This window comes from Fibrobacter sp. UBA4297 (assembly GCF_002394865.1).
Classification (GTDB): Bacteria; Fibrobacterota; Fibrobacteria; order Fibrobacterales; family Fibrobacteraceae; genus Fibrobacter.
The window spans coordinates 151,661-177,878 of sequence record NZ_DGUZ01000012.1 but is presented as its reverse complement, the minus strand read 5'-3'; the positions used below and the strand labels follow the sequence as shown (position 1 = coordinate 177,878).

25 protein-coding genes and 2 pseudogenes are annotated in these 26,218 nt (G+C 35.8%); 17 read left to right on the top strand and 10 right to left on the bottom strand.

The features are described from left to right. Positions 1 to 52 precede the first annotated feature (52 nt). The 17 genes and pseudogenes from B3A20_RS06735 to B3A20_RS15605 all read left to right on the top strand — a co-directional run. A complete protein-coding gene (locus tag B3A20_RS06735; RefSeq protein WP_290763020.1) occupies positions 53 to 487 on the top strand; it encodes a dUTP diphosphatase in 435 nt (144 codons plus the stop codon). Positions 488 to 712: 225 nt separating this feature from the next. Then, positions 713 to 1,309: a hypothetical protein gene (locus B3A20_RS06730; protein WP_290763018.1), complete on the top strand. Its 597-nt coding sequence runs from the start codon at positions 713 to 715 to the stop codon at positions 1,307 to 1,309. 14 nt (positions 1,310 to 1,323) lie between these two features. Next, complete coding sequence (locus tag B3A20_RS06725) at positions 1,324 to 2,169, top strand: aldolase/citrate lyase family protein (protein WP_290763016.1); 846 nt, start codon at positions 1,324 to 1,326, stop codon at positions 2,167 to 2,169. Between the two features lie 35 nt (positions 2,170 to 2,204). Beyond that, complete coding sequence (locus B3A20_RS06720) at positions 2,205 to 2,846, top strand: sugar transferase (RefSeq protein ID WP_290763014.1); 642 nt, start codon at positions 2,205 to 2,207, stop codon at positions 2,844 to 2,846. A gap of 8 nt (positions 2,847 to 2,854) precedes the next feature. After that, entirely contained in the window at positions 2,855 to 3,778 is a 924-nt protein-coding gene (locus tag B3A20_RS06715) for a branched-chain amino acid transaminase (RefSeq protein ID WP_290763012.1), read from the top strand. Between the two features lie 2 nt (positions 3,779 to 3,780). After that, positions 3,781 to 5,010: a glycosyltransferase family 4 protein gene (locus tag B3A20_RS06710; protein ID WP_290763010.1), complete on the top strand. Its 1,230-nt coding sequence runs from the start codon at positions 3,781 to 3,783 to the stop codon at positions 5,008 to 5,010. Positions 5,011 to 5,022: 12 nt separating this feature from the next. After that, complete coding sequence (locus B3A20_RS06705; protein WP_290763008.1) at positions 5,023 to 5,784, top strand: glycosyltransferase; 762 nt, start codon at positions 5,023 to 5,025, stop codon at positions 5,782 to 5,784. Next, positions 5,781 to 6,926 (top strand): glycosyltransferase family 4 protein, encoded by a 1,146-nt coding sequence (locus tag B3A20_RS06700; protein WP_290763005.1) that lies wholly within the window; start codon positions 5,781 to 5,783, stop codon positions 6,924 to 6,926. Before B3A20_RS06705 ends, B3A20_RS06700 begins: the two co-directional genes overlap by 4 nt. Before the next feature lie 3 nt (positions 6,927 to 6,929). Continuing rightward, positions 6,930 to 8,075, top strand: coding sequence for a glycosyltransferase family 4 protein (locus tag B3A20_RS06695; protein ID WP_290763003.1), 1,146 nt, complete (start codon positions 6,930 to 6,932; stop codon positions 8,073 to 8,075). Next, entirely contained in the window at positions 8,068 to 9,252 is a 1,185-nt protein-coding gene (locus tag B3A20_RS06690) for an O-antigen ligase family protein (protein ID WP_290763002.1), read from the top strand. Before B3A20_RS06695 ends, B3A20_RS06690 begins: the two co-directional genes overlap by 8 nt. Beyond that, complete coding sequence (locus B3A20_RS06685; RefSeq protein WP_290763000.1) at positions 9,218 to 10,141, top strand: ATP-grasp fold amidoligase family protein; 924 nt, start codon at positions 9,218 to 9,220, stop codon at positions 10,139 to 10,141. The genes B3A20_RS06690 and B3A20_RS06685 overlap by 35 nt, the downstream gene beginning before the upstream one ends. Next, a complete protein-coding gene (locus B3A20_RS06680) occupies positions 10,108 to 11,277 on the top strand; it encodes a CapA family protein (RefSeq protein ID WP_290762998.1) in 1,170 nt (389 codons plus the stop codon). Before B3A20_RS06685 ends, B3A20_RS06680 begins: the two co-directional genes overlap by 34 nt. After that, positions 11,258 to 12,322, top strand: a complete 1,065-nt coding sequence (locus tag B3A20_RS06675; RefSeq protein ID WP_290762996.1) for a glycosyltransferase family 2 protein — start codon at positions 11,258 to 11,260, stop codon at positions 12,320 to 12,322. The genes B3A20_RS06680 and B3A20_RS06675 overlap by 20 nt, the downstream gene beginning before the upstream one ends. A 3-nt stretch (positions 12,323 to 12,325) precedes the next feature. Then, complete coding sequence (locus tag B3A20_RS06670; RefSeq protein WP_290762995.1) at positions 12,326 to 13,339, top strand: glycosyltransferase family 2 protein; 1,014 nt, start codon at positions 12,326 to 12,328, stop codon at positions 13,337 to 13,339. Between the two features lie 35 nt (positions 13,340 to 13,374). Next, the gene (locus B3A20_RS06665; protein WP_290762994.1) at positions 13,375 to 14,385 is read left to right on the top strand and encodes a polysaccharide pyruvyl transferase family protein; all 1,011 of its coding nucleotides are present in this window, start codon (positions 13,375 to 13,377) and stop codon (positions 14,383 to 14,385) included. A 31-nt stretch (positions 14,386 to 14,416) separates the two neighbouring features. Then, positions 14,417 to 15,517 carry an acyltransferase gene (locus B3A20_RS06660; protein WP_290762993.1) on the top strand — a complete coding sequence of 367 codons (1,101 nt, stop codon included), beginning with the start codon at positions 14,417 to 14,419 and terminating at the stop codon, positions 15,515 to 15,517. Between the two features lie 561 nt (positions 15,518 to 16,078). Next, positions 16,079 to 16,309 (top strand): annotated as a pseudogene (locus B3A20_RS15605) (IS21 family transposase); the annotation flags it as partial. A 193-nt stretch (positions 16,310 to 16,502) separates the two neighbouring features. Here the strand turns inward: B3A20_RS15605 and B3A20_RS06650 are convergent. The 10 genes and pseudogenes from B3A20_RS06650 to B3A20_RS06605 all read right to left on the bottom strand — a co-directional run. Beyond that, a pseudogene (locus B3A20_RS06650) lies at positions 16,503 to 16,973 on the bottom strand (FAD-dependent oxidoreductase); the annotation flags it as partial. Then, entirely contained in the window at positions 16,952 to 18,163 is a 1,212-nt protein-coding gene (locus B3A20_RS06645; RefSeq protein WP_290762987.1) for a Coenzyme F420 hydrogenase/dehydrogenase, beta subunit C-terminal domain, read from the bottom strand. The pseudogene B3A20_RS06650 and the gene B3A20_RS06645, both read right to left, overlap by 22 nt. Next, on the bottom strand, positions 18,160 to 19,683 hold the full coding sequence (locus B3A20_RS06640; protein WP_290762986.1) for an oligosaccharide flippase family protein: 1,524 nt from the start codon (positions 19,681 to 19,683) through the stop codon (positions 18,160 to 18,162). The genes B3A20_RS06645 and B3A20_RS06640 overlap by 4 nt, the downstream gene beginning before the upstream one ends. A gap of 53 nt (positions 19,684 to 19,736) precedes the next feature. Further along, positions 19,737 to 20,261 (bottom strand): acyltransferase, encoded by a 525-nt coding sequence (locus B3A20_RS06635; protein WP_290762984.1) that lies wholly within the window; start codon positions 20,259 to 20,261, stop codon positions 19,737 to 19,739. Next, entirely contained in the window at positions 20,261 to 21,340 is a 1,080-nt protein-coding gene (locus tag B3A20_RS06630; protein WP_290762982.1) for a polysaccharide pyruvyl transferase family protein, read from the bottom strand. Before B3A20_RS06630 ends, B3A20_RS06635 begins: the two co-directional genes overlap by 1 nt. Further along, the gene (locus B3A20_RS06625) at positions 21,337 to 22,122 is read right to left on the bottom strand and encodes a glycosyltransferase family 2 protein (RefSeq protein ID WP_290762981.1); all 786 of its coding nucleotides are present in this window, start codon (positions 22,120 to 22,122) and stop codon (positions 21,337 to 21,339) included. Before B3A20_RS06625 ends, B3A20_RS06630 begins: the two co-directional genes overlap by 4 nt. Positions 22,123 to 22,143: 21 nt before the next feature. Continuing rightward, complete coding sequence (locus tag B3A20_RS06620) at positions 22,144 to 23,052, bottom strand: glycosyltransferase domain-containing protein (RefSeq protein WP_290762979.1); 909 nt, start codon at positions 23,050 to 23,052, stop codon at positions 22,144 to 22,146. 5 nt (positions 23,053 to 23,057) lie between these two features. After that, a complete protein-coding gene (locus B3A20_RS06615; protein ID WP_290762977.1) occupies positions 23,058 to 23,945 on the bottom strand; it encodes a glycosyltransferase family 2 protein in 888 nt (295 codons plus the stop codon). Next, on the bottom strand, positions 23,942 to 25,135 hold the full coding sequence (locus tag B3A20_RS06610; RefSeq protein WP_290762975.1) for a glycosyltransferase: 1,194 nt from the start codon (positions 25,133 to 25,135) through the stop codon (positions 23,942 to 23,944). The genes B3A20_RS06615 and B3A20_RS06610 overlap by 4 nt, the downstream gene beginning before the upstream one ends. Positions 25,136 to 25,156: 21 nt before the next feature. Further along, positions 25,157 to 26,218 carry an EpsG family protein gene (locus B3A20_RS06605; protein WP_290762973.1) on the bottom strand — a complete coding sequence of 354 codons (1,062 nt, stop codon included), beginning with the start codon at positions 26,216 to 26,218 and terminating at the stop codon, positions 25,157 to 25,159.

The following is a 26,218-nucleotide window of genomic DNA, read 5'->3' as shown; positions in this document are numbered from 1 at the left end:
GATTGCATCGGGGATTTTCTTTTTGTGTATAAACTCTTTTTATATTTACGGCATGACTGCAAAGACCATTAAAATTCAATACCTCGACGATTCCATCCAGCGCCTTACTTATGTCGGCGGAAAGTCCGACTGGATTGACCTTGCCGCGGCAGAGACCGTGACACTCAAGGCGGGCGAGTTCCGCCTGATTCACTTGGGGGTTGCGATGAAGTTGCCTGAAGGTTATGAGGCGCATATCGCTCCGCGTAGTTCTACGTTCAAGAACTTCGGCATTTTGCAGGCAAATTCTGTGGGCGTGGTCGATTCTAGCTATTGCGGTGCGAACGACTGGTGGAAGATGCCCGTGTACGCGACCCGCGATGTCAGGATAGAAAAGGGGAGCCGCATAGCGCAGTTCCGCATTATGGAAATACAGCCAACGCTCACGTTCGTGGAAGGCGCGCTTGATGGCGCTGACCGAGGCGGTTTTGGCAGTACTGGTGTTTAGAAAATAACCCCTAATTGTAAATTGGGTGTATCTTGTTTTTAACGAAGAATACCCAAAACGTAAGTTTTTTGACATTTTTTGGGGTGGTAACTAGTATATTGATTAAAATATTCTTATATTTTCGTAAGAATTTTCAACTTTTCTAGTCAAAATTTTGTGTAGGAGTCGCAAATGGCGAATTTTTGCATACAAATGATGGCTAGAGTATCACCGAGGTTGCGGTAAGTGATTTCACAGAATAATCTGCTTATTTTGGGAGCCGGCCAGTACGGCGTAATGGCCGCTGAAATCGCTGACGCCATGGGCGTCTTTGGCCGTATTGCATTCCTCGACGATTCGTACAAAGCTTCGACGACGTCCTTGCAAGAAAGTCATCCTGAACGAAGTGAAGGATCCAGTCAAATTTCATTAATCGGCACCTTTGCTGACCTCCCAAAATTCGCCGGAGAATTCCGCTATGGTTTCGTTGCCATTGGCAATACAGCACTCCGTCGTAAGCTTACCGAACAGTTGCAGTATAACTGCATTACTTCGGCAATTTTAGTGCACCCCAAGGCTTATGTAAGCCCTAGCGCTCAACTTCAAAAAGGGTGCTGCATCGAGCCAAACGCTACAGTGCAATCTGGAGCCGTGGTCGCAACCTCTAGCTTCATTGCAAGTGGAGCTGTAGTCAGGCATGACGCTTTTGTGGGCGAATTTTGCCACGTAGACTGTAACGCAGTCGTTGAATCACTTGCTGTTGTCCCTACCGAAACGCACATAGCCTGTGGTTCGGTTTTCTGCAAAGAACAGGGAATTGGCGTTCCCGGACATAACGTTTAGGGGGTGCAAACTTTATGTCTCTGTGTCTGATGTACATTACGAATCGGCAAGATGTGGCGCAAATTGCCCAAAAATATGGTGTTGATCGCATTTGGGTTGATTTGGAAACCCGTGGTAAAGAGGAACGTCAGAAAAATTACGACTCAGTCAAGTCTCACCACTCTGTTGCGGATATCAAGGCTATCAAGCCGCATCTTACGACCTCTGAAATGCTTGTCCGCGTAAACCCATGGTACGATGGTAGTACTGCCGAAATTAATTCGGTAATAGACGCTGGAGCCGACATTATCATGCTCCCGTACTGGAAAACATCCGAAGAAGTCTCAAATTTTGTCAATGCGGTTAATGGCCGTTGCAAAACAACACTGCTTCTTGAAACGAAAGAAGCCTTAGAATGCGTGGACGAAGTTCTTGCTCAAGGCGGTTTTGACGAAATCCATATCGGGCTCAACGATTTGCACCTTTCGTATGGTATGACGTTTATGTTCGAACTTTTGTCGGACGGAACGGTCGAAAAACTTTGCAACAAGTTTAAGGCTGCAAGGATTCCTTACGGTTTTGGTGGTATTGCAAAGCTTGGTAGCGGTATGCTGCCAGCAGAAAAGGTCATCATGGAACATTATAGGCTCGGTTCTACCCGCGCCATCCTTTCTCGCTCGTTTTGCGATTGTGCTAGAATAACGGATATTGCCGAAATCGAACGAACCTTCAGCGAAAACTTAAAGACACTTCGCGCATTCGAATCATCACTCGCGGACAAAACTCCCGAAGATTTTGCTAAAAACAAAGCCGAGGTCGCGACTGCTGTAGATGCAATTGTTGAACATTTGAAATTTGCCAAGAAAAATGCGGTTGCGTAGGGAGCCTAACTGAAAAACAACAAGGATATTTGCTTATGTATTTCCTGGTTAGAAGAATTATTGATACAGTTATTGCGGGGATCGCCCTAATCGTTTTTTCTCCGCTCCTGTTGGTTATTGCCGTTGCTGTAAAATTGGATTCTAAAGGTCCGGTTATATTTAAACAGGAAAGGATTGGGAAAAATTTCAAAACTTATAGAATGTTAAAGTTCCGTTCTATGGTTGTGAACGCCCAAAATATGGGTACGGGAGTCTATAGTTTTGCCGGAGATCCAAGGATAACATCTGTTGGCCGGTTTCTACGTAAAACAAGCCTCGATGAGCTGCCCCAGCTTTGGAATATCGTAAAGGGAGACATGGCTTTTGTTGGACCGAGGTCGCCTGTCGTTGGTCATTTCCCAAAGTATGAAGAATTAAATGAGGCTTATAAAAGACGGTTTACCATCCTTCCGGGAATAACGGGACTTGCCCAAGTTACCGGACGAAATGAACTTGCCTGGGATGAAAAGGTCAAATACGACAATATCTATATTGATAAAGTAAAGAAATACGGAATCTTTTATGATATAAAAATGTGGTTTTTGACTTTTGTCCGCGTATTTTCCATGAAAGATGTCGAAGAAACTCAGGAAAATATGGAAAAGAATAAAGAATCTATGGGTGTTGACCATCACTGAGAAAAAAAATGAAATACGATGTTTCTGAAAGATTGATATGGTTTAAGGGCGAACTCGTCCATGTGAATGACGCCAAAATCAACATATTGGCCCCTACTTCGCAATTTGGGTTAAATGTGTTTGAAGGAATTCCATGCTATTGGAATGAAGATGAACATCAGTTGTATGCATTTAGATTGGACGACCATTACGAAAGGCTGCTCCGTTCTGCAAGGCTTATCCAGATTGATTGTCCGTTTAGCAAAAGTGATTTAAAAAAAGCATTCGTTGATGTGGTAAAAGCCAATGAATACGAAGAAAATCTTTCAGTTCGTCAGACGCTGTTTGTAGACGGTTTTGGATCCTGGGGCTCGGACGGTCCAACAAATATGTTTGTCGCTCCAATTCCGAGAGGTAAAACTAGTGCCGAATACAATAAAAAAGGGCTTAATGTTTGTGTGACTTCTTGGAGACGCATCAGCGAGAATGCACTTTCGCCTCGTATCAAGTGTGGTGCCAACTACATCAATAGCAGATACGGACAGAGAGAAGCCTTGAGAAACGGGTACGATACTTGCTTGTTCCTTAATGAGTACGGCAAAATATCTGAAGGACCTGGTAGCTGTTTCTTTATGGTAAAAAATGGAAAATTGATTACGCCCGCTTTTACAGATGCTGTTCTTGAAAGTATTACAAGAGATACCGTAATTAAGCTTGCTAAGAGCTTGGGTTATGAAGTTGAAGAAAGAACTATCGATAGAACAGAACTCTATACAGCGGATGAAACGTTTCTCTGTGGCTCCGCAATGGAGTTGACTCCTGTATTAAGTATTGATAGGTATGAACTCGGGTGTGGTGAAATTAGCGAAATTTTGCACCGGTCTTATGTCAATACGGCTAAGGGATTGAATCCTCTGTTTAAAAATTGGGTGACTGCAATTTATACGGAGTAAAAATGAAGATTACGTTTATTACCGGTCATTTGTGCAAGGAACGTCATGCGTTATTGAATGAACTGGCTCTTGATTTAGGAGAACTTGGGGCTAAGGTAACCGTTCTTACAGGATTCCCTTCACGACGAATCTCGGAAGAAGTAAAGAACTATTATCTTGATCATCCTGTAGAGCAAATTTCTGAAAATGTCGTTGTCAAGAGAATTGGCTCTCGTGGTGGCGAAGGTGAAGGGTTGTTTGATCGAATGATTAAATACCTTCAGCTGACAAAAGAACTTTATAAAGAAGCTAAGAAAACGCCTACAGATGCATATTACATTTATAGCTCTCCTCCGTTTTTAGGGTGGATGGGGGCAAAACTTGCGAAGTATGCGCCTACATTGTACAATGCTCAGGATTTGTTCCCAGATACATTGATGCGTATTAAGGGGCTTAAAGAATCGAATCCTTTGATTAAGTATTTCCGTTATCGTGAGAGAAAGGCGTATCAAGGAAATACAAGGATTGTAACCATCTCGGAAGAGATGAAGGAAACCATCGCATCTCACGGATGTCCAAAAGATAAAATTGACGTAATCTATAACTGGGCGGATACAGAGAGCTTGCATCATGTTGATCGAAAAGACAACGCTCTTATGAGTGAACTTGGGATTGATAAAGACGGGTTCATTGTCTCTTATGCCGGTGATATCGGGCTGTTCCAAGGTTGGCCTGTAATTGTAGATGCAGCAAAGAAAGTACACTCGCAGAATTCTCAGATTCGGTTTGTCATTATTGGCAGCGGATCGTATAAGCAGAAACTGGAACAGCAAATCAAAGATGAAAATCTCGATTTTATTTCGGTTTATCCACTCCAACCGGCTTCGAGACTTTCGGAAATCTACAGTATTGGCGACCTTGAACTGGTTTCTATTGAACCAGGTTTGTCTAAAATGGCACTCCCTTCAAAGACCTTTGTGATAATGGCGACCGGATCAGCATTGCTGTCTCTTGTTGACCAGAGTAGTGATATCGCTAGGATGATAAAGGAATGCGATATGGGCTACACTTTGGAACATGGCGATGCTGACGCTCTGGCAAAAACGATTCTTCAGGCTTACGAAGAAAGAAGTTTGCTTGCCAAAAAAGGTGAAAACGCGAAGGCTTGGAGCCGCATAAATTCATCAAGAAAAACGCAAACGATAAAATATTACAACATCTTATCTGAAATTGCTCATAACGTTATAAAATAAATACGAAATGTGATGAAGAAAAGTGTAGAGGAGCAAAAAATGAATGCGTCAATAATAATGGCTACGTTTAATGGAGCTAAATATGTACAACAACAGATAGAATCAATTTTGCCTTATATGGATTCTTCTGATGAATTGATTATTTCTGATGACGGATCAAAAGATGGAACAATTGAAATTATAAAAAAAATTACAAAAAAAGATAATAGAGTCCTGTTTTTTGATGGTCCTCATAAAGGGATTATAAAAAATTTTGAATTTTTGTTAAGTAAATCATCTAAAGATATCATTATGTTTTGTGACCAAGATGATGTTTGGCTTCCAAATAAAATAAATAAAATAAAACATTTTTTTTCGGCAAATCAGTCAGTACATGTATTGCTGCATGATATGTATATTGCAACAAATGATGATATAAACAACAATACTTATAAGAAGAGACATTTTGAAAACCATTATAAGAAACAAGGTTTTATTCGTAATTTAATTTATAGTGCGTATTATGGATGTTGTATGGCTATAACAAAAGAAATGAAAAATTTCCTACTCCCTTTTTCAAAATATGTAAATATGCATGATCAATGGATTGGACTTGTTGGTGAATTTTATAATTGTTCCTATTTTATGCAAGAGCCGCTCATTATACATCGAATTCATGACAAAAATACTTCTCATAAAAGACCTTATTTAACAAGAATCAAATACAGGCTTGTTTCATTTCTTGCTTTTTTAGATAAAATAAAAACAAAAAAGAAATGGAAATTTACTGTATGAATTTAGTTCATTTGTGTCTTACAGGAACAATTACTGATGGATGGTCTTATCAAGAAAATATGCTTGCTAAGTTTCATCGTAGATTCGGACATTCTGTTACGATTGTCACATCTGAATGGGTGTATTCTTTGGATGGCGGTTTACACAAAGCCTCTCAAAAAGATTATCATTTGAATGATGGTACACATATTTTTAGATTAAGTATTTGTAATGGTGTCTCATTTAATTCAAAAATAAAAAAATATGGGAAAATTTTAGAAATTCTACAGAAAATTTCTCCAGACGTTCTATTTATTCATGGGTGCCAATTTCGTGACATTTCAACCATTGTCAAGTATTTAAAATCGCACTCTTATGTTGTTACTTATGTAGACAATCATGCTGATTTTTCAAATAGTGCAACAAATTGGATTTCAAAAAACATACTGCATAAAATAATTTGGCGGTATTATGCACAAAAAATCAATCCGTTTGTAAAAAAATGGTATGGAGTCTTACCTGCACGTGTTGATTTTTTGAAAGACGTTTACGGGCTACCTGCTGATAAAGTTGAATTTTTGCCTATGGGGGCTGACGATGATCTTGTTGAAAAATCCTCACGCTCCGATGTTCGTGTTAAATATCGGGAAAAATATGGTATTGCGGAAGATAATCAACTAATAGTTACAGGTGGTAAAATTGATTTAGCAAAGAAGCAAACATTGTTGTTGATGGATGCTGTAAATCAAATTAACAATCCTAAGTTAAAATTAATTGTTTTCGGTTCTGTTGTTCCCGAATTAAAAGGAGAAGTCGAAAAGCGTTGCTCAGACAAAGTTAAATACATAGGATGGGTTTCATCTGAGGAGGCTTATCCACATTTTGCAATGGCTGATTTAGTAATGTTTCCTGGTCGTCATTCTGTTTTTTGGGAACAGGTTGCAGGTATGGGTATCCCTATGATAGTTAAGTATTGGGAAGGAACGACACATGTTGACCGTGGCGGAAATGTAAAATTTTTGCGTAAAGATTCTGTTGATGAAATCAAAAAAAATATTGAAGATGTATTTTTAGGTAATAAACTTGATAAGATGAAATCTATTGCTTTAAATAGCATGAAATTTTTCTCTTATCGCAATATAGCAGAAAGAAGTATTGTTTAGCGTATGAATATTTGTGTTGTTTGTTCTGATTATCCTAGTAAAAAGTCAAGTACTTTTTCTTTTGTCAAGCAACTTGTTGACGAGTTTGCTGAACAAGGGCATTGCTGTTTTGTTGTATCGCCGTTTAGTATTACTAGGTACAAGTGCTTTAATAAAGCAATTGAAATTCAAAAATTCAAGTCTGGTGGACAAGTTGTTCTAATTCGTCCCAATTATCTATCTTTTTCAATGTTTAGAATCGGTCATTTCTGTCCAACTGATTTTTTTCAAAAACAGGCTCTAAAAAAAGCGTTTAAAATGTTGCCTATTATCCCCGATGTGATATATGCACATTTTTGGTCTTCTGCAATTTTAGCATTTAATTTTGCAAAAAGAAATGATATTCCTCTATTTGTTGCATCCGGGGAGAGTTCTATTCCCAAACCTCTAAACAAAATCTCATATCAAGTATCTTTTTGTAATTATATCTCTGGGGTTATTTGTGTTTCCAAAAAAAATAAAAACGAATCGATTAATCTAGGTTTAACTTCGGATGATAAGTGTGTTGTAATTCCAAATGCAATTGACGAAAAAAAATTCTATAAAATGGATAAAAAAGAATGTCGAAAAAAATACGATTATCCTGAAAATGCTTTTATTGTTGCTTTTGTTGGATGGTTTAACAATAGAAAAGGTTCCAATCGAGTTTCTGAAGCAATAAAGAAATTGAACAATCCCAATATATATTCCATATTTGTGGGAAATGGTCCTGATGAGCCAAGTTGTCCAAACATTATCTTTAAAGGTAATGTAAAACATGAAAAATTATGTTCTTTGTTAAATTGTGCAGATATTTTCGTTTTACCAACTCTTGCAGAAGGGTGTTGTAATGCCATAATTGAAGCGATGGCATGCAATTTGCCTATCATTAGTTCTGACTTATCATTTAATGACGAGCTTTTGGATGAAGGAAATTCCATACGCATAAATTCTAATTCTGTTGAAGAAATTGCCTTTGCAATTAATAAACTGTATAACGATTTTCAACTACGAGAATCAATGGCTGAAGGCTCTTTAAAAAAAGCCTCTAATCTTACAATTGATAAAAGAGCAAAAGCTATCATACAATTTATCGAAACTCGTATATCGGGAAAAACGACAAATGTTTAGTTGGATTAATAAGCCCAATTTATATACCCTTGGTTGGTGTATCTATTTTTATCAAGGAATTCTTTTCCCCGATGGTTTTGTTGCGATAAAACTAATGATGGTTGTATTGTTAGTAGTTTCTCTATATTATGTATTTATCGCAAATACCCAATATAAAATTCCCGCTTATTTAATGGGATTGAACGCTTTACTTTCGTTATTTACTGTATATGGATTATATTTGATAATAATTCCTTATGATTATAATCCTGTACCTGGTTCAGAATTTTTAAAACAGATTTATGTATCTTTATTACCTATTTATGCATTTTATGTTTTTTCGAAGGAAGGTAGGATAAATGAAAAAAGCGTTCAAATATGGGCGATTTTCTTTATTACATTGACTATTGTATATTATTTTGCAAGTGAACGAACATTATTGCGGAATGCGATACTTGCAAAAATAAACAAAACAGAATTTACAAATAATATTGGCTATTTATTTACAGCGTTGATTCCATTAAGTCTTTTTTTTAAAAAACGTGTTCTTTTGCTATATGTCATTTTAGGAACGTGTTTTGTTTTTACAATAATGGCAATGAAACGTGGCGCTATTATTATTGGTGTAATTTGCATAATGCTTGTTTTATGGAATGCTTTAAAAACGTCAAATATCAAAACCAAAATTAGCATTATGATTTTATTATTTATTTTATTTGTTGTCGGAGCTAAATTTGTTGAATATAAGATGGAGACTAGTGATTATTTCATAAATAGAATTGAACAAACTTCTGAAGGAAATGCAAGTGGAAGAGATAGACTGTTTAGTGCGTATTTAAACTATTTTCTTGATGATGCTTCTCCTAGTCAATTTTTTTTAGGATCAGGAGCTAATTACACAATGCAGATGATTGGATATGCCCACAATGATTGGTTGGAAATTGCTGTAAATCATGGCTTGTTGGGTGTTTTATGTTTTATTTTTTATTGGAGCATGTTTGCTAAAACAGCTTGGGTGGGGCGGCTAAAGAAAACAGAGAGTCTTGTTATGCAAATTGTATTTATTGATTTTTTCTTACGAACTTTTTTTTCAATGTCTTACCGAGAAATGCATGTTGTTTCACAACTGATTTTGGGGTATTCTTTAACCAAGGAGATTCGTGATGAGCAAGTTATCTACAGCAATCACACTGTTTAAAGATAATAAATTAACCTTTATAAGTGCTTTAATTGGAAAAATAAGTTTCTTATTTCCTGATAAACTGTATTTACAACTACAGTTTCGATTAAGGATGGGGTATCGATTGAATTTAAAGACTCCAAAATCTTTTAGCGAAAAAATACAGTGGCTAAAACTTTACAATCGCAATCCACTTTATACAACGCTTGTTGATAAGTATGCTGTTAAAAAGTGGGTGGCTGATAAAATAGGCGAGGATCACGTAATACCTACACTTGGTGTATGGGAGAATGCTGATGATATAGATTTTGACAAATTGCCGAATCAATTCGTATTGAAAACAACCAATGGTGGCGGAGGTGATGTTATTATATGTAGGGACAAATCAAATTTTGATAAAAAAAAGGCTATAAATCATCTTAATAACGGGTTAAAAAGATCCTTATATAAGGAATTGAGAGAATGGCAATATAAACACATCCCCCCACGAATAATCGCGGAAAAATACATGGAGGATGAGAGTGGAGAATTAAGAGATTATAAGTTTTTTTGCTTTGATGGAATCGTTAAGGCTCTTTTTATCGCATCAGATAGATTGAAGGTAAATGAAGATACAAAATTTGATTTTTTTGACAGAAATTTCAATCATTTGCCAATCACAAACGGTCATCCAAATGCCAAAATTCAACCTCAAAAGCCTAAAATGTATGAAAAAATGATTTCTTTAGCAGAAAAGCTATCATCGGGGATTCCCCATGTACGAGTGGATTTGTATGAGATTGATGATAAAATTTATTTTGGAGAAATGACATTTTCTCATCATAGTGGAATGTGTCCTTTTTGTCCGATTGAATGGGATTATAAATTTGGAGAATGGCTGCAACTTCCTTCAAAAAGGATTCAATGATGTCCATTTTAATTGGTGCAGATATTGTCCCTACAAAGTCAAATAATGTATATTTTGCCTCTGGCAATATGCAAGATGTGGTGGGCGTCGGTTTACTTAATTTGCTGAGCAAGTCTGATTACCGTATTTTCAATCTTGAATGCCCTCTAGTCAATGCCGATACACCCATTCAGAAATGTGGTCCTAATTTAAAAGCTGAAGTATCAACCGCGAAAGGGTTAAAATCTATTGGTGCAGACCTGCTGACACTCGCTAACAACCATATTATGGACCATGGTAATGCTGGGCTAGAGTCTACTATTTCGATTCTTGAAAAAGAGAATATTTCTTTTTTGGGTGCTGGGAAAAATTTGGAAGTTGCAGCAAAGCCTTTTGTATTTTATATAAACGATAAAAAGATCGGTGTTTACGCATGTGCAGAACATGAGTTTTCTATTGCAGAGGGGAATAAACCCGGTGCAAATCCTTTTGACCCGCTTGAATCTTTTGATCACGTTGTGAATCTAAAGAAGGATTGCGATTATGTGATTGTTCTGTATCATGGAGGTAAAGAGTATTATCGTTATCCTTCGCCAATGTTACAGCATATATGCCGTAAATTTGTACAAAAAGGTGCCGACTTGGTAATTTGCCAGCATAGTCATTGCATTGGATGTGAAGAAAAATACCATGATGGAACTATTGTTTATGGACAGGGAAATTTTATTTTTAATTCTATTAACGCATCTTTATCACAAACTAGTCTATTGATTGAAATTAAGGATGATTTTAGGATTGATTATATTCCGCTTGAAAAGCATGGTTGTGGTATTCGCTTGGCTAAGAATGATGCTGCAAAGAATATCATATCTGATTTCTATCATCGGAGTGAACAGATAAAGAACGCTGAATTTGTTAAGAGGGAATATTCCAAATTTGCCAAGGATATGCTAAATCATTATTTATTGACTTGTTCTGGATATGGTCATAAATTTGCATTAAAATTTTTTAACAAATTGAGTAGATATAAAATGACTGATTTTATCATTAGTCGGTTTAGAACGAAAGAGTTGTTGGCCATAAGAAATTTTATTGAGTGTGAAGCTCATCGAGAATTATTTGTTGAAGGATTAAAAAATGAACCATTTTTTATTTAGCATTTGCGTTCCTGTTTACAATGTGGAAAAGTATGTTTCTGAATGCATAGAATCTGTTTTAAAACAGACTTATAAATTTTTTGAATTGATTTTAGTCGATGATGGCTCCAGAGACGATAGCTTAAAAATTTGTAAAGAATATGAAAAAAAAGATAACAGGATAAGAGTTTTTTCTAAAAAAAATGAAGGGCAGATCGCTACTCGAAATTTCGCATTTTCAAAGGCTTCTGGTAATATAATCTTGTGTTTAGATTCTGATGATTTTTGGGAACCAGAAACATTGGATAAACTTAACCAGTATTTCATGAAATACAACTGCGATTGCATATATTACAACTGGAAACGTTTTTTTAAGGGCGAATCTTACTTAGATAAAAAAATAAATGATAAAATCGAGCTGATCAAAGATAAAAGATTGTTGTTCAAAAAAATTTTGGGAGATACGTATTACAATTCCATGTGTTTAAAAGCTTTTAAAAAGAATTGTATTCCATCAAATAATGATAAGGTCTTTGAAATAATCCGGCATGCAGAAGATCTCGTTCAAACTGTAGAAATAATGGATAAATCGGACTGCGTACTATTTGTTCCTGATATCTTTTATAACTATCGTGTAAATATGAATAGCATTTCACATAATGCGTCTAGCAGGTTTTATGTTCCTGGTAATCCTGTTAGATTTTTTGCTTATAACTTTCTAAAAGAAAAGAATCTATATTCTCAAGAAGATTGGGATGATTATGGAAAATTTTGCGCATCTATTTTTTATTCAAACTTATTAAAAATATCAAGGCTAAAGACATCGATAAAAGAGAAAATTTCAATTTTGGAAATAGAACGAGACTCTGAATATTACAATCAGTTTCTGAAATCGTATAAAACTGGAAATGGTTTAAAAAATTTGAGTCTTGCGCTGTTTAAAAAGAAAAAATTTATAATGCTTTATTTTTTTCTCGCAATGATAAAAATGCTGAATTGTTCTAGCTTTTTTTTGAGAAAATTGATAAAATCAACGTTCTATTTAACTTTTAATAAAAAGATATAAAATATGAATAAGCTACCATTAATTTCTGTAATAGTTCCAATTTATAATATGGAACATCTCTTGAAACGAGCTTTGGAGAGCGTTCTTGCTCAGACTTTGACAGAGTGGGAATGCATACTAATAGATGATGGATCAACAGACAATAGTCCTAAAATCTGTGATGAATATGCAAAAAAAGATTCTCGTTTTAGAGTTTTTCATAAGAAAAATGGTGGGGTAAGTTCCGCAAGACAATGTGGGATAGATAACGCTACAGGTATATATTCTATACATATGGATCCAGATGATTGGATTGACAGTAATATGCTACAATCACTATACCAAGCCGCAGAAACGAAGAATGCCGATATGGTAATTTGTGATTTTATGATTGAATCAAAATTTGGATCATTCCGCAATGTTCAAAAACCAAATAGTTTGAATCATTTTGAAATACTGAAACAGTTGTTATCCTGGAATATTCATGGAAGTTGCTGTAATAAACTAGTTAGACATTCTTGCTATGCAAAGAACAATATATCTTTTCCAAATAAAATGATCATGTGGGAAGACTTGTTTGTTTGCTGTAGAATACTTCAAGACGACATTAAGGTTGCTTATTTGCCAATGCCGTTTTATCATTATGACCGAGTTTCAAATGGTACCAGTGTTGTTTCCAGCATTTCAAGAAAAAAAGAAGAATCAAAAAAATATTTTATAAATTTCTTTGAATCTAATTTCGGAAATGCTATAGATTTTTATTATGTTAAAAGGGATTTAAAATTAGGATTGTTATGGCATTTTCTGAAAAAACCAGAGGACATTGAAAAAGATGAAATTGTAAACACATATCCCGAAATTAATCAGAGACTGTTAGAAGGTTCTTGTTTTTCTTTTAAACGCCCCTTACATAATGCGCTCAAGCTTGTAATCTCTGGTAAAAATGAAAAAATCATAGTGATGTATTTTAAAATACATCAGACTGTGTTGAACTTGCTGGCATTTATAAAACATAAGATTTTTAGAACTGTAGTCTAATCTACTATTAAACATATAAAAAGGATTGAGAAAGAATGCAAATTGGTATTATCACACAACCATTGTTAAACAATTATGGCGGAATTTTACAAAATTTTGCATTACAAGTTATTTTGAAGAAAATAGGCCACAATCCAATCACAATAGATTATATACCCAAAACCCCATATGTCCTTTTTTTGAAAAATCTTATAAAGGAATTAGTTTTAAGTATTGTGGGAAAAAAGGTTTCTTTTTCTTTAAATCGGAAATTTAGGGGAGATCGAAAAAAAATCTTTTCAATTTTTGTTCACAAATATATTTCAAAAACAAAGTCGGTTTTCAATTATAGAAATACAAAAAAATTAGACAATTTTGACATGTTCATTGTCGGAAGCGATCAAATTTGGCGCCCAAAATTTATTCCCTATGTCGAAAAGGATGTCTTTCTTGATTTTTGTAAATATGATAAGAAATTAAGGCGTGTGGCGTATGCTGTTTCTTTTGGTTCCGATCAATGGGAATTCAGTCCTGAGCAAACAGAAAAATGCTCGATGTTGGCAAAAAAATTTGATGCGATAAGCGTACGAGAAGAATCTGGGATGAAACTGTGTAAAGAACATCTTGGCGTAGATGCAACCTGGGTTCTTGATCCGACATTGTTGCTTGATAAAGAAGATTATTGTGAAGTTTGCAAAGATGTTCCTGTTGTTCGGGAACGATTTCTTGCTGCATATGTCTTAGACAAAAATGATGCAGTTCTTGCTCAGTGCGAGTCTATTGCGACCAAACAAGGACTTACGCTTAAATTCTTTGAAGCTGGTTCAAAAGCCTCGTTATCTATTCCTGAATGGCTTGCCATGTTCCGTGACGCCTCTTACGTGGTGACGGATTCATTCCATGGAACGGTTTTTTCAATAATTTTTGGTAAAGAGTTCAAGTGCTTGTATAACAAAAAAAGAGGTTCTGCACGATTTGATTCTCTTTTGAAATTATATAATTCAAATAAAATTGAAGAAATGAGAGGCTTTTCACTGAACTGGTTGAAAAATGCTCTGGAAAACTAATCATTAATAAACATCAACTATCATTAGAACGATGAATGAAAAACAAGAAAGAAATTACGGCATAGATTTATTAAAAATTATCTCCATGTATATGGTCGTACAACTTCATGTCCTTGGATGTGGAGGAATCTTAGGAAATTGCGAAAATTTTTCTTTTAATTATTATGTCGCTTGGTTTCTTGAAATATCGGCTTATTGTGCTGTTGATGTATTTGCTATGATAACGGGCTATTTAATGGTTGAGAAAAAAATCAACGGTTTTAAAATAATACCATTATGGCTTACTGTGTTTTTCTATTCTACATTGATATCCCTTTCTTTTTATTTTATTCCTTTTCTGTCGTCAATATATGTACCTTCAAAAATATCAATAATCAAATCATTTTTTCCGGTTGTAAGTGGACAATACTGGTATTTTACGGCATATTTTGGAATGTACTTTTTCATTCCATTTATTAATATGTTTATTAATTCTATAGAAAAAAGAACTCACCGAAATCTTTGCATTACAATAATAATTGTTTTTTCATTACTTCCAATAATGAATCTCGGAGATATAAAATCTTTTGGGCTTTTACATGGATATTCAGCGATATGGCTTTCCTGTTGTTATATAATCGGTGCATACCTAAAAAAGTATCCTTTAAATATATCGCCCACAAAAAGTCTAATAATTTATTTTGCTTCAATATTTTCCATTTGGCTTATAAAATACTTTTCGCATTTCATTATATTCCATTTATTAAAAAAGGAAAAAGATGTAAATATATTTATTGATTACACTTCTATATTAGTGATTGTATCTGCAATAGCTTTAGTATCTTTTTTTGGAAAGCTAAACATAAAAAATATGTTATGTAAAAAAATGTTAACATTCTCGAGTGTGCTATCATTTAGCGTTTATCTAATCCATACGAATCATTTCATTTATGGTCATGTTATAAAAGATTCATTTATTTCAATTGTCTCAACGAACCCATTTAGACTATTTGTAGGAGTCATTGTGTATTCATTAATGATATTTGTTGTCTGTTTGTGTATAGATACGATTAGATATGCTTTATTCAAATTACTAAAAGTCCAACAAATACCGAATTTTCTTGCGAAGAAATATAAATTTTTCAATGGGTAGTTGACAGGTAGTTGGTAATTATGGGGAAGCTTACAATGGAGACGTTACCAATCCATACATCAGAGCCTATTGAAATATCTGCTACTTTATGGGGCTGTTCCCGAATTAGTCGTCCTTTATCAAATTGATGATCTGCATTTATAATATAACATTGTGCAGCTATAATTGTGAATATACCGGAGCAAAATACACCATGAAACCGGAGTAATGGAAACCGGCGTACCGTTTTGATGGGAACCTCAATTCCGGCATCAAGGAAACCTGTCTAATTTTATTCAGCACAATTCCGTGCAGATAAAATAGACAGGAGGTCAAATGACCAAATACCGCGAAATCCTCAGGCTACGAAGCCTGGGATTAAGCCAAAACGACATCGCATCAAGTTGCCATGTATCGAAGAAGACCGTCAACAGGGTCTTGAAACTTGCTCAAGAACACAATCTCCGCTGGCCGCTGGAAGAAAGCCTAACCGATAGGGAAATTGACAAAATTATTCATCCCGATGGAAATACGGCCAAGAAAACCACAGACAGGAAAATGTCTGATTTTGAGCATGTCAAAAACGAACTGCTTAGAAACTGCGTGAACAAGAAGCTCCTCTGGGCAGAATATCTTGAGGAATGCAGGCTTCAAGGGGCCAAGCCGCTCATGTATTCACAGTTCTGCCACTACATCCTGCAGGATGAACGAGTCCGCAGAGCGACCATGCATATCAACCGCAAGCCCGGCGAACAGATTGAAGTTGACTGGGCTGGTGATCCCGCATACATCATCGATTCCGAAACAGGAGAACAGAAAAAGACTTGCTTGTCGAATACAACGAAAAGCCCTTCCAAAAGAAGGAGGGCCGCAGAAAAGGACTGTTCGACCTGAAAGAGAGAACGTTCCTCTTGCCGCTGCCCCGGACGCGCTACGAAAACGCTTTTTGGCGCAGTTTCACGGTCCAGTTCAATTACCACATCTGCGTTGATGGCAACTTCGTGACGTTTGTGTATTTAAAAAGTTTCTGCACAAAATAGTCGCGAAGAATCATCGCATCGTACGTGTATTCACGTGTCAAAAAAACGCCATCACACATGTCGTCTTTAAAGAACTGACCAGGATGTATTTCCTGGCACGGAATTTTTGCAGCCTTGCAAAAGTCCATAATCTGTTTGTGGTCTGACCAAGAATATTTCGCAGACGTAGCGTAGACCTTCTCAAATTCGCGATGAATGCAGAAATCAAGGTCTTTGTTGAAACGCTCAAAATAATAAGCCGACTTAATAGCCGTAGAAAGGCAGCGCGGATAATGGTATCCTTGGTGCACTCTCGCCTGGTTGATGTAGGTCGCCCGCATAAACGGAGCCGGATCTTTTTCGAGAACCAATACCCGATTTCCCCGTTTTGCACAGAAAAGAGCAGAGTACAGACCATACAGGCCGACTCCGATGATTATTTTATCGTAAGATTCGATATGTACATTTTCCCCATTCTTTTTATTTTCCCAAGCACTTCCCTCAAGCGATAATATAGCTTTTTTACTATAGTAGGATAAGGACAATACATTTTTACAAGTAAATCAAGCGCGTACTTATCTAAATTTGAAAAAAACTCGACACGCTTGGGATGCTGTTTACTAGAGCGGACAATGCAGGGATTGCCAGCAATAGCGGCATCGACAGACGATTCACATTGGACAACTTTATCAGTTATGGAGTCGAAAAGCCCTCTGCTGTGGGCTGTGTTCAACAAAACAACGGATGTCCCCTTATTGTCATCCATCTCGGGATGAACTTGTGCAATATTCCAATAGTCACCAAGCGTAATATCTGCGATGCGGGGTAATTTCCCATAATGGCAATCGGCGCAGCTTGTATTTAAGCAAATGTTTTGCAAAAATACGCGCATAAACTTATCTTCGCGAAGCGTTTTGGAAAATTGAAAACAGTCTCCAGAGATTGTATTCAATGACGAAGTCATTGAAAACAATCTCCACCCGTTCCGCTTATCGCGAAAACGGGTGGAATTCACAAGAGCCGACTTGTCTTTCTCAATTTCTGCAACATACTTTTCAAAGACCTTCACACTAGGCGAACCATGACACACAACATCAACCGTGAACAAGTCGGCAGAGGTCGCCGCATTGCCGAGAACCGCATAAAGGCCAGCAACTTGGCAAGGGGTTCCCGAAAACAACACCTTGCGTCCCGCCTTGAGCAGGCTACGGATTTTTTGATACACAAGCCCGACATCGGCCTGCACATACTTAGATCCACGCAATCGAGACAATTCAGCCTTGTTGACAACAACAATATGACCGAAGTGAGCTTTACCCAACTGAGCGACACCAACAACTACGCCGCCATCATCTAAAATGCGCTCCGCCAAAACGGTAAAAATACCACCGCTAGAAGACTGCAAACGGACAGACTCATTCTTCGCATAGGCTGCCACCGTTTTCGGCGAAACATCTGCGGCATTCGGGTTTTCAACAGGCTTGTTCCATGGGCACACTCGTTCGCACATTCCGCATTTAACACATTTTTCTGCATCAATGACGGGACGATAAAACCCTTCGGCATCTAGCTGCATAGTTATCGCGTTGCGGGCGCACGCATTGACGCAAGCGGCACAGGATGAACAGTTTTGGACGGGAATATTCATGCTATGCCCTTTTTCAAAAATTTCTTTATCGGTTTTAGAATCAAATCGCGTTCGTAGTCGTTCATCGAAATCTTAAAGAACAGAGGCAAATAAATCACCAGATAAACAACTATACCTGCAATGAGTTTTACAACAGAATCAAGAGCATATTGTTGCAAAACATAATAGGTCAGCACAGTCATTACCGCAGGAACAACGGACATCTTTACTATTTCAATCCAAAAGCTGACTATATCTATTTTTTGCTTAACCTGATAATATACATTCATCACCAATATTTGTCCTAATGTGAGAGCTCCCGCAATTGCACAGGCACAGCCTATACCCCCATATAGTTTAGACAGCGGAATTTGCGCTCCAAGACTCACAAGAGAAATAACCAAATATAGAAGAGATCTGAACCTCATCTGGTTACGAGCCTGCAAAATCGTTATTCCCAAGTTCTGAATCAGAGGAACTGTCAGTGGTACAAAAAAAAGCATTGCGATAATGTACGCTTCATCATAGCCGTCCCCAGCCCATAAGTGAATAAATTGGCGACCAAAAAGGAAAAATCCTGAAAGGACCAAGATCATCACGCAATACTGAATTCGTCCAGTTTTGATGAACAAATCAGATATTGCTCGGCCATCTGATTCTCGAACAGCCATCGCAGTTACTTTGGGCAAAAACACCCCACTAATTGCAGTCGAAAAGCTCATATACATGTGTTCTAAAGAAATAGCAACGGCAAATACGGCAACAACAGCAGTTCCTGCATACGCACCCAATATGAATTGCCCAGTACTCCAATATATGCGATCCATGATGACATTCAAAAAAATCCAAAATGAGTAAATAGAAACCTCTTTGAGAAAACTCCACTTGAATTTGACGAATTTCATTTTAATATTCAGGTAATGCTTACAATACCCAAAATTAAGACCAAGCGTTAAAATGTTGAAAAAGGTAGTAACGACCACCATAGCGATAGCCTTGTAGCCCAAGTTTAAAAGAACAATCATCGTCGCCGTATTCAGGATGATACGCACAATAGCAATCACCTTCTGGAAAACAAACTGTTCATACGCAGTAATAATCGAGCCAAACAAGCTAAATGGGAATGTAATAACCAAATTAAAAATCATCAGAGCTAGAATAATTTTCGTTCGTGATAGCTCATTAGTCGTCATAGAGGCTTCAAAAATATTCTCAGCGTTCCAATACAAAACGCCACCAGCCATTAAGGCAATTAGCCCAAGTCCGCAATACAACAAGAAGAACATACCAAACATTTCATATTGTTCTTCTCGTTTGTTTTCAGCTCTGAATTTTGCAGTGTAACGAACAATTGCGTTACCAAAGCCCAAGTCAAGAATCGTCAAATACGCGACAATAGATGCGGCTATAGAATAAAGGCCATATTCCGACTTGCCCATCATGCGGAGCATAAAGGGCGTATATAGTAGTCCGACAAGGTTATGAAGAACCAGGACTACATAAGAAAGTAAGGCTCCTGTTTTAAGTTGAGAAATTGGCATATATATGATTCCAAATTGTAAAAAACAACTCAATTCAATAAATTTACAAAAATTCAGTTATTTATATGAAAATAATCCATTAGAAAAGCTTTCTTTTCAATCCAATTCATATGTTTTGTCATTACACATTTTTTCTCAACTTTTTTACGATATTCATTAAGAGACTCAATAACTCTTGCTGGGCATCCTGCAACTACAGAATTATCAGGAACATCTTTCGTTACAATAGCTCCTGCTCCGACAACACAGTTCTTACCAATTGTAACACCCGGTAAAATGATGGCGTTCCATCCGATATTACAATTATCCCCAATCTTTATCATTCCAAAGACGTCGGCATCCACAAGTATACCATTCTTTCTTAAGGTCCACACGCCTCCATCGTGTGTAGCAAATTTTACGCCGTAAGAAATTCTTACGTTATCTCCTATTTCAATAAGATAGGGTTCTGATCCAAAAAACACATCTGGAAAAATTTCACAATTTTTCCCAAGGCGCCCCCCCCCCGACTTAAAGTAATAGACATTATTTTTTAAGGGAAATACTTTCCGAAATATTTTATGGATCAAATGCAGCATTATACGTTCCTTAAAAAATTACAACTGTTTATCAAGTGCTTTTTTAACCAATTCAATGAGGATTGCCTCCATGCATCAATAATTAAGTCAACTTTATTCCAATCAATTTCAGCATTAAGAAGTTTGTTCAAGGTTGAAGGATTTTCTTTACCGGACAAGCATCGATAATCTAGACCCACTTTGCCTAACAAAGTTGAAAACCGCTCATTCATCCCAACTTGTTTTGCACGGTTAAGAATTACCAAAAAAGGTTTATGGAATAAAAGACAAAAAACAACGCAATGAAAAGAATCTGTAACAACAAACTTTGAACAATCAATGTACTGCAACCATTTTGATACAGAAACAATTGTTTTTTCATCTTTAAGGTACACCTCTTTTATATGATTACAAAGAATAGACCTTATTGAATCTGGCACATTTTCCCGTATACGGTAGACGAAAGTGTATTTACCATGAATCCGTTTATAACGGAAATTTTCCCGATAGAAGTCTGCTTTATGCAAAATCGTCGGATCACAAACACAAGTAACATCTTTTACGCCTAATTCGTTTAAATAGGAAACGGAGGATTCTTCTCGAACACTTATAGCATCAAACTTTTGAAGCAATGGCGTTACCTTTTTTTCAAATTCTTCCGGCCAACGATTTTTCCCTAAAGAAGCCGCATATGAAATTCTATGAATATGATTTCCTGAAAAATTAGCGAAATAAAAATCTTCCAAATTAGGCGTAAAATCGGGATTCCACACCTGGTCACTTCCAACAACAATGATTGATCCAGCTTTTAGAACCGATTCACATTCTGAAATATTCAAACATTCAAGTGATTGTATATTTCGCCAGTCTTTAAAAAGAGGATTGATTATCCTATGCAAATGTTTTTTTGTATAATGGTAAAATAAAATAAAAGGCCAAAGAACAGGATGGCGTTCTTTGGTTTGTTTTTGAACACATAATAAATTATTTTGTTTGATTGCAAGAACTCTAGAGTGCACAATTTGTCTTTGCAAAGCGAAGCACTGCAAAAAAGCCCCATAATTTAAAGCATTGAAGAATGTAATTGTAAAATAGTTCATGCTTTACCTTTCGTAATCAATCTAAAGTAACGGTAAATTGTTTTTAAAGTTCGACAACAATAGTCGTATAGGTATCTTATTCGAACTCCTTTAAAAGACTTCCACACTTCTTTCTCATACAACAGGCAATATCGTACTGATTTATACGGATTGTTAGAGGTTGCCGACCCCTCTCTCCAAGTATATTGATAAACATCATTATCTATGATTTTTATTGACCTTGCTTTTTTTGCATATCTTAAATTAAATATGAAATCTTCTCCATTTGTTATACCCCGCGGAATGTCAAACATCGTGTCGTCCATTAATTTTTTTAGAAAAAGTTTTGCCACAGGCCCCCAATGAACGGAACGCTTTGCTAGAAGGCGATGTATGTATTCTTTCTGAGTCCATTCTGTATTAATTTTTGGAAAAGTCCAGTTAAGATTAGTCTGCATATGTCCAATAACGAGATCAAAACCATAGCTTGCATTTAACAAAATCTCAATTGCCTGAGGGGGAAGTTCATCATCAGCATCAACAAATGTTATCCATTCGCCATTTGCGATGTCAACACCTTTTTTTCTAGCCTGCGTGACGCCTTGATTTTCCTGGTCAATACAAATTATTCGTGAATCTGTTTTCTTCCACGACTCCATGATTTCTAAGCTTCTATCTTTTGAGCCGTCATTAACGAGAATGATTTCAATGTTAATCACAGATTGATTGACTAAACTTTGAATACAATTGTCAAGATATTTTTCCGCATTGTAAACTGGAACAACAATGGAAACATCAATCATATATTAAACTTTGCTCCTGCTCTATTCATTAAAATGTTTTCTTGTTCTAAATTTAGGATTTTTTCTTCTATTATTACCTAGGTATCCGACATCTGAAATTTTGAAACCGTTTTTCCATAAAACATATGGGAATGATAATTGATCCCGTCCGCTACCAGACTGCAATAATTCATTCCACCATGCTGTCATGATTTTCTTTGCAATATCGTTTTTTAGATCAACAACAATAATAGTAGCTTCAATCATTCCAAAATGTTCTGGAAAACCCTCTTGACGGTATTTGGTCATTTGAGTTTTTATCGCGCCCAAATTCCCTCGTTTTAAAACCTCACAAGCTTCTGCTTCTTTGTAGACGCAATCACGATAATCATGAGTATGCATGGCTATGCCTATTTTAGAATTATGAGCAATAGGGCATAGACAACGAATGTCAGAACAAATGTCAATATTTCCGTCTATATAAATTGCGTAATCGTATGCATTGAAGATATTCCATGGATTCAATTTGCAAAATCGATTTATCATTGCATAATCATATTTTGATGCTGTGGCTGGAATTTCTAAATGTTGCCATATGGATTTTGTTTTTTTAGACGAATCGGAAATGCAAAAATAATCCATATCGTCGTCAATCAAAATTGGGTTGTTTACATTGTCGTAGCCATTGGTAATGCACGTATAAACAGCGACTTTTTTTGATACATCTAGAAATGAACCTTTGGCGTAAAAAACGGGCGTTAAATCTTCTTTTTTTCCTTTTGCTAATTTTTTTAAGAGACTGCGACTTTGGATAAAAGAAAGTATTCTTTTAAAACTGAACAACGAAAATAAAAAGTTTAATGCAATTTTACGATTACATGGATTTTGTAAACGAACGATTTCTTCATTTTGCTTTTCTATGGCGTCAATGCAACTTTGAATTTTCATCATTAATCCTATTGGTTTACCTTAACAGGTTCTTTTATACATTCATTCAATACAATTCGCAATATTTTAAGTGATTTAATACTTTCTTTACATTCAAAAATTTTCTTTTTTCGATTTGTTTTCAATGTTGACTTGGTTGCCGCTTTTTCTGCATGAAAAATTTTTAGATTAGGATTATAGACTGTAAGGAGGTGCTTACTTCTAATTTGAGCTAATAAAATGTCTTCTTCCGCATACATAAATGTTCGTGGATCAAAGCCTTTAAAATGCTCAAAGAATTTTGGAGAAAAAACATAACAGCAGCCGTGTAGTTTTACATTTTCTTGTCTAATTTCGTCAACCGTTACATTCTGGGGACCCCTTATTATTGTTTTTACAAATGATTTAATTGTATTCCATAAAATATCAACGCCACAATAAGCTCGAATAAGGGCGAAAAACGTACGCCGCAACGTTGTATTTACCTTTTTTATAGTGTTTAATTCCGTATGCATCGGGTTCTGATTTTTACCACCATATGTTGCAACGTACGGTCCCATTACGGCGAACTTACTTTTTCCCCACTCTTCTAGGATAACTGAGCAAAAATTTTCTTGAATGAGATAAGTGTCATTATTTAGAACAATGACGAAATCGGCGTTGTATTTTTCACGAGCACAATATATGCCAACATTGTTTCCTCTTGCAAAGCCAAGATTTTTTTCATTTAAAAGAACTTCTATATTGGAAAAATTCTCATATTCCCTTTTCAGAAACACGCCACTACCATTAGGACTGTTATTGTCAACAACAATAACAATAAAATTCCTTTGATCACATTTTTCTAGAATTGAGTTAATACAGCGCTCGGTTTCAGCAACAACATTATAATGAAGAATGACAAAGGCAAATTTCATAGGAAACCTCCACTAATTTTATATAATTTCACATATTCTTCAAAACGATCGTTCATATCAAACTTTTTTGATCTAGCAATGCATGCTTCCATGGAATATGGTTTTTCGTCACATATTCTGCAAATTTCAGATTCCATAGTATCTACATCATCGCAATCAACAACAGAACCACAGGTTTCATCAATGCATTCGGGACTTCCGCCTGTTCTAAATGTTACCACAGGTGTTCCGCAGGCCAGAGATTCCACATTCACCATACCAAGAACTTCTTCCCTTGTAGGGTTTGCAAAAACATCTGCAGCAGTATAAATTTCAGCAAGTTCCTTCTGATTTTGAGTACGATGGATTGAAATAATGTTTAACGGTAACTTTTTATCCACGTTATCATCGGTGCCAACCAATACGATTCGGTAATCATCAGGCAAACGTTTTGCAAGTTCAATGAAAACATCAAGACCTTTGCGGATGCCCCAACCAAAAGCAACCCCAAGAACAATTTTCTTGTCCGCCAGTCCATATTTTTTGCAAAAATCGCTTTCCGTGGGTTTAAATATGGAAAGATCTATGCCACTAATTATTACTTTAACAGGATAATCTTTGAGATACGATTGCTTCGTCAAATAACCAAGCCATTGTGAAGGTGTTACTAAAACACATTGCTTTATTCCAGTAAAATATTTCTTTTTCAGATTCCACATCATGCGAGACGTGTCGATATATGACTGAGGATAATCTCTCTTGGGGTATGGACAATCGTGACAGCCTTTTTTCCATCTATCGCATTTTGCTAAGACAAAATGTGGGCATCGTCCTGTAAGACTCCAACAATCATGCAGAGTCCATATTACAGGAATACTATTTTTTTTTATAAATCTAAAAAGGATTGGTAAACAAATGAAATGACCATGTAAATTATGTAAATGAATCAGTTCTGTCTTATTTTTTTTCAGCTTTCTGCACAAAAATATTGTTCCGAAAAATGACATCAATGATTCACACCCTAACAATGGCGAAAAAATACGGTGCAATACATTTTCGATTAGAAAACCAAAATAATTGTGAGATGTTTTCTTTTTTGAATTAAACCATTTTCGAGAATAGGTATCAACAGTGAATCCGTGTTTTTCAGCCACTTTTTTTAGCTGTAGCATGATTTTGCCGGTGCTACCGTAATCTACAGTATTAATCATGGATATGAGCATTAGAATGTCCTAATTCCAAAAAAAAATATAAGGATAAGATTTTGCCCATGACGATGAGTAATAGCTATTTAAAGCAAATAAGCCAAAAGCAAGAACAACAACAAGTTTGGTGGATAATGAAAAATATTTGTTATTAATATTTTTCAATGTTGCTGGTAATATTAAAGGCATCATATTCATAAAATAATAGCTGGTTCTCATAGCTATGGAATAAACTCCTGAAAAAGAAGTAAGAAAACATGCTATAAGCACAAGGTTTAGCATTCCATTATTTTTTTCATTTTCTTCTGCAAATAAAAAACAAAAAACATATATTAAACTAAAAATACAAAAAAAAGTAAATGCACCCGTTTCTTGAATTTGAACATTGGATTTAAATACTTTACTTAGAACATTAAACAAAGGAATCTTTAATGCAAATGTTAGAATAATGGCAACTACAGAAATCCAGCGACCTTTTTTTGATATTTTTATGTAATACAATGGATAAGCCAAAAAAAACAAAACTGCAGATGAATGAAATGACATTGCTAAAAAAACAAGAATAACAAAAATTTTATAACGGTGTTCTTGTATAAATAAAAAAGCTATCATACAAATGCCAACTGAAATTCCTTGTCTTAATCCAGAGAAGCATATTAAAAAAGATTGTAGAGACAAGTAAATAATGTATGATAATTCGATTGACTCACTTTCTTTATAGAAAAGAATGATTATAGGCACAATAGATACAATCGCACAAGCAATTAATAAAATCTGATAATTATTACCAAAGAAGCCCAAAAACCAATTAAAAAATACATACCCTTTTTCGTAGTTTAAAAAGCTTGGTAAAGCTATAACTTGTGAAAAGGAAAGGGAAGAAATATACTGAAAGGATCCTAGGTATCCTCCAAATCCTCCATATCCTAAATCAATACCCATCGATGGGTGTCGGAATGCTAAAAGACAAAGGATTGCACCACCATAAATACAAGATCGAATAATCCTATCATTCCCACAAATTGTAACTTTAGAAAAAAGGATATAAAAGTAAGCAAAACTTAAAAATAATAGATAGTAAATAGCCAT

What these genes read in the sequence shown, in the direction of transcription:
- B3A20_RS06685 (WP_290763000.1), top strand. Translation starts at nt 9,218, where the DNA reads ATGAGCAAGTTATCTACAGCAATCACACTGTTTAAAGATAATAAATTA.
- B3A20_RS06670 (WP_290762995.1), top strand. Translation starts at nt 12,326, where the DNA reads ATGAATAAGCTACCATTAATTTCTGTAATAGTTCCAATTTATAATATG.
- B3A20_RS06645 (WP_290762987.1), bottom strand. Translation starts at nt 18,163, where the DNA reads ATGAATATTCCCGTCCAAAACTGTTCATCCTGTGCCGCTTGCGTCAAT.
- B3A20_RS06675 (WP_290762996.1), top strand. Translation starts at nt 11,258, where the DNA reads ATGAACCATTTTTTATTTAGCATTTGCGTTCCTGTTTACAATGTGGAA.
- B3A20_RS06665 (WP_290762994.1), top strand. Translation starts at nt 13,375, where the DNA reads ATGCAAATTGGTATTATCACACAACCATTGTTAAACAATTATGGCGGA.
- B3A20_RS06660 (WP_290762993.1), top strand. Translation starts at nt 14,417, where the DNA reads ATGAATGAAAAACAAGAAAGAAATTACGGCATAGATTTATTAAAAATT.
- B3A20_RS06715 (WP_290763012.1), top strand. Translation starts at nt 2,855, where the DNA reads ATGAAATACGATGTTTCTGAAAGATTGATATGGTTTAAGGGCGAACTC.
- B3A20_RS06725 (WP_290763016.1), top strand. Translation starts at nt 1,324, where the DNA reads ATGTCTCTGTGTCTGATGTACATTACGAATCGGCAAGATGTGGCGCAA.
- B3A20_RS06695 (WP_290763003.1), top strand. Translation starts at nt 6,930, where the DNA reads ATGAATATTTGTGTTGTTTGTTCTGATTATCCTAGTAAAAAGTCAAGT.
- B3A20_RS06735 (WP_290763020.1), top strand. Translation starts at nt 53, where the DNA reads ATGACTGCAAAGACCATTAAAATTCAATACCTCGACGATTCCATCCAG.
- B3A20_RS06690 (WP_290763002.1), top strand. Translation starts at nt 8,068, where the DNA reads ATGTTTAGTTGGATTAATAAGCCCAATTTATATACCCTTGGTTGGTGT.
- B3A20_RS06640 (WP_290762986.1), bottom strand. Translation starts at nt 19,683, where the DNA reads ATGCCAATTTCTCAACTTAAAACAGGAGCCTTACTTTCTTATGTAGTC.
- B3A20_RS06625 (WP_290762981.1), bottom strand. Translation starts at nt 22,122, where the DNA reads ATGATTGATGTTTCCATTGTTGTTCCAGTTTACAATGCGGAAAAATAT.
- B3A20_RS06705 (WP_290763008.1), top strand. Translation starts at nt 5,023, where the DNA reads ATGAAGAAAAGTGTAGAGGAGCAAAAAATGAATGCGTCAATAATAATG.
- B3A20_RS06605 (WP_290762973.1), bottom strand. Translation starts at nt 26,218, where the DNA reads ATGGCTATTTACTATCTATTATTTTTAAGTTTTGCTTACTTTTATATC.
- B3A20_RS06700 (WP_290763005.1), top strand. Translation starts at nt 5,781, where the DNA reads ATGAATTTAGTTCATTTGTGTCTTACAGGAACAATTACTGATGGATGG.
- B3A20_RS06710 (WP_290763010.1), top strand. Translation starts at nt 3,781, where the DNA reads ATGAAGATTACGTTTATTACCGGTCATTTGTGCAAGGAACGTCATGCG.
- B3A20_RS06620 (WP_290762979.1), bottom strand. Translation starts at nt 23,052, where the DNA reads ATGATGAAAATTCAAAGTTGCATTGACGCCATAGAAAAGCAAAATGAA.
- B3A20_RS06610 (WP_290762975.1), bottom strand. Translation starts at nt 25,135, where the DNA reads ATGATTAATACTGTAGATTACGGTAGCACCGGCAAAATCATGCTACAG.
- B3A20_RS06680 (WP_290762998.1), top strand. Translation starts at nt 10,108, where the DNA reads ATGGCTGCAACTTCCTTCAAAAAGGATTCAATGATGTCCATTTTAATT.
- B3A20_RS06720 (WP_290763014.1), top strand. Translation starts at nt 2,205, where the DNA reads ATGTATTTCCTGGTTAGAAGAATTATTGATACAGTTATTGCGGGGATC.
- B3A20_RS06635 (WP_290762984.1), bottom strand. Translation starts at nt 20,261, where the DNA reads ATGCTGCATTTGATCCATAAAATATTTCGGAAAGTATTTCCCTTAAAA.
- B3A20_RS06615 (WP_290762977.1), bottom strand. Translation starts at nt 23,945, where the DNA reads ATGAAATTTGCCTTTGTCATTCTTCATTATAATGTTGTTGCTGAAACC.
- B3A20_RS06630 (WP_290762982.1), bottom strand. Translation starts at nt 21,340, where the DNA reads ATGAACTATTTTACAATTACATTCTTCAATGCTTTAAATTATGGGGCT.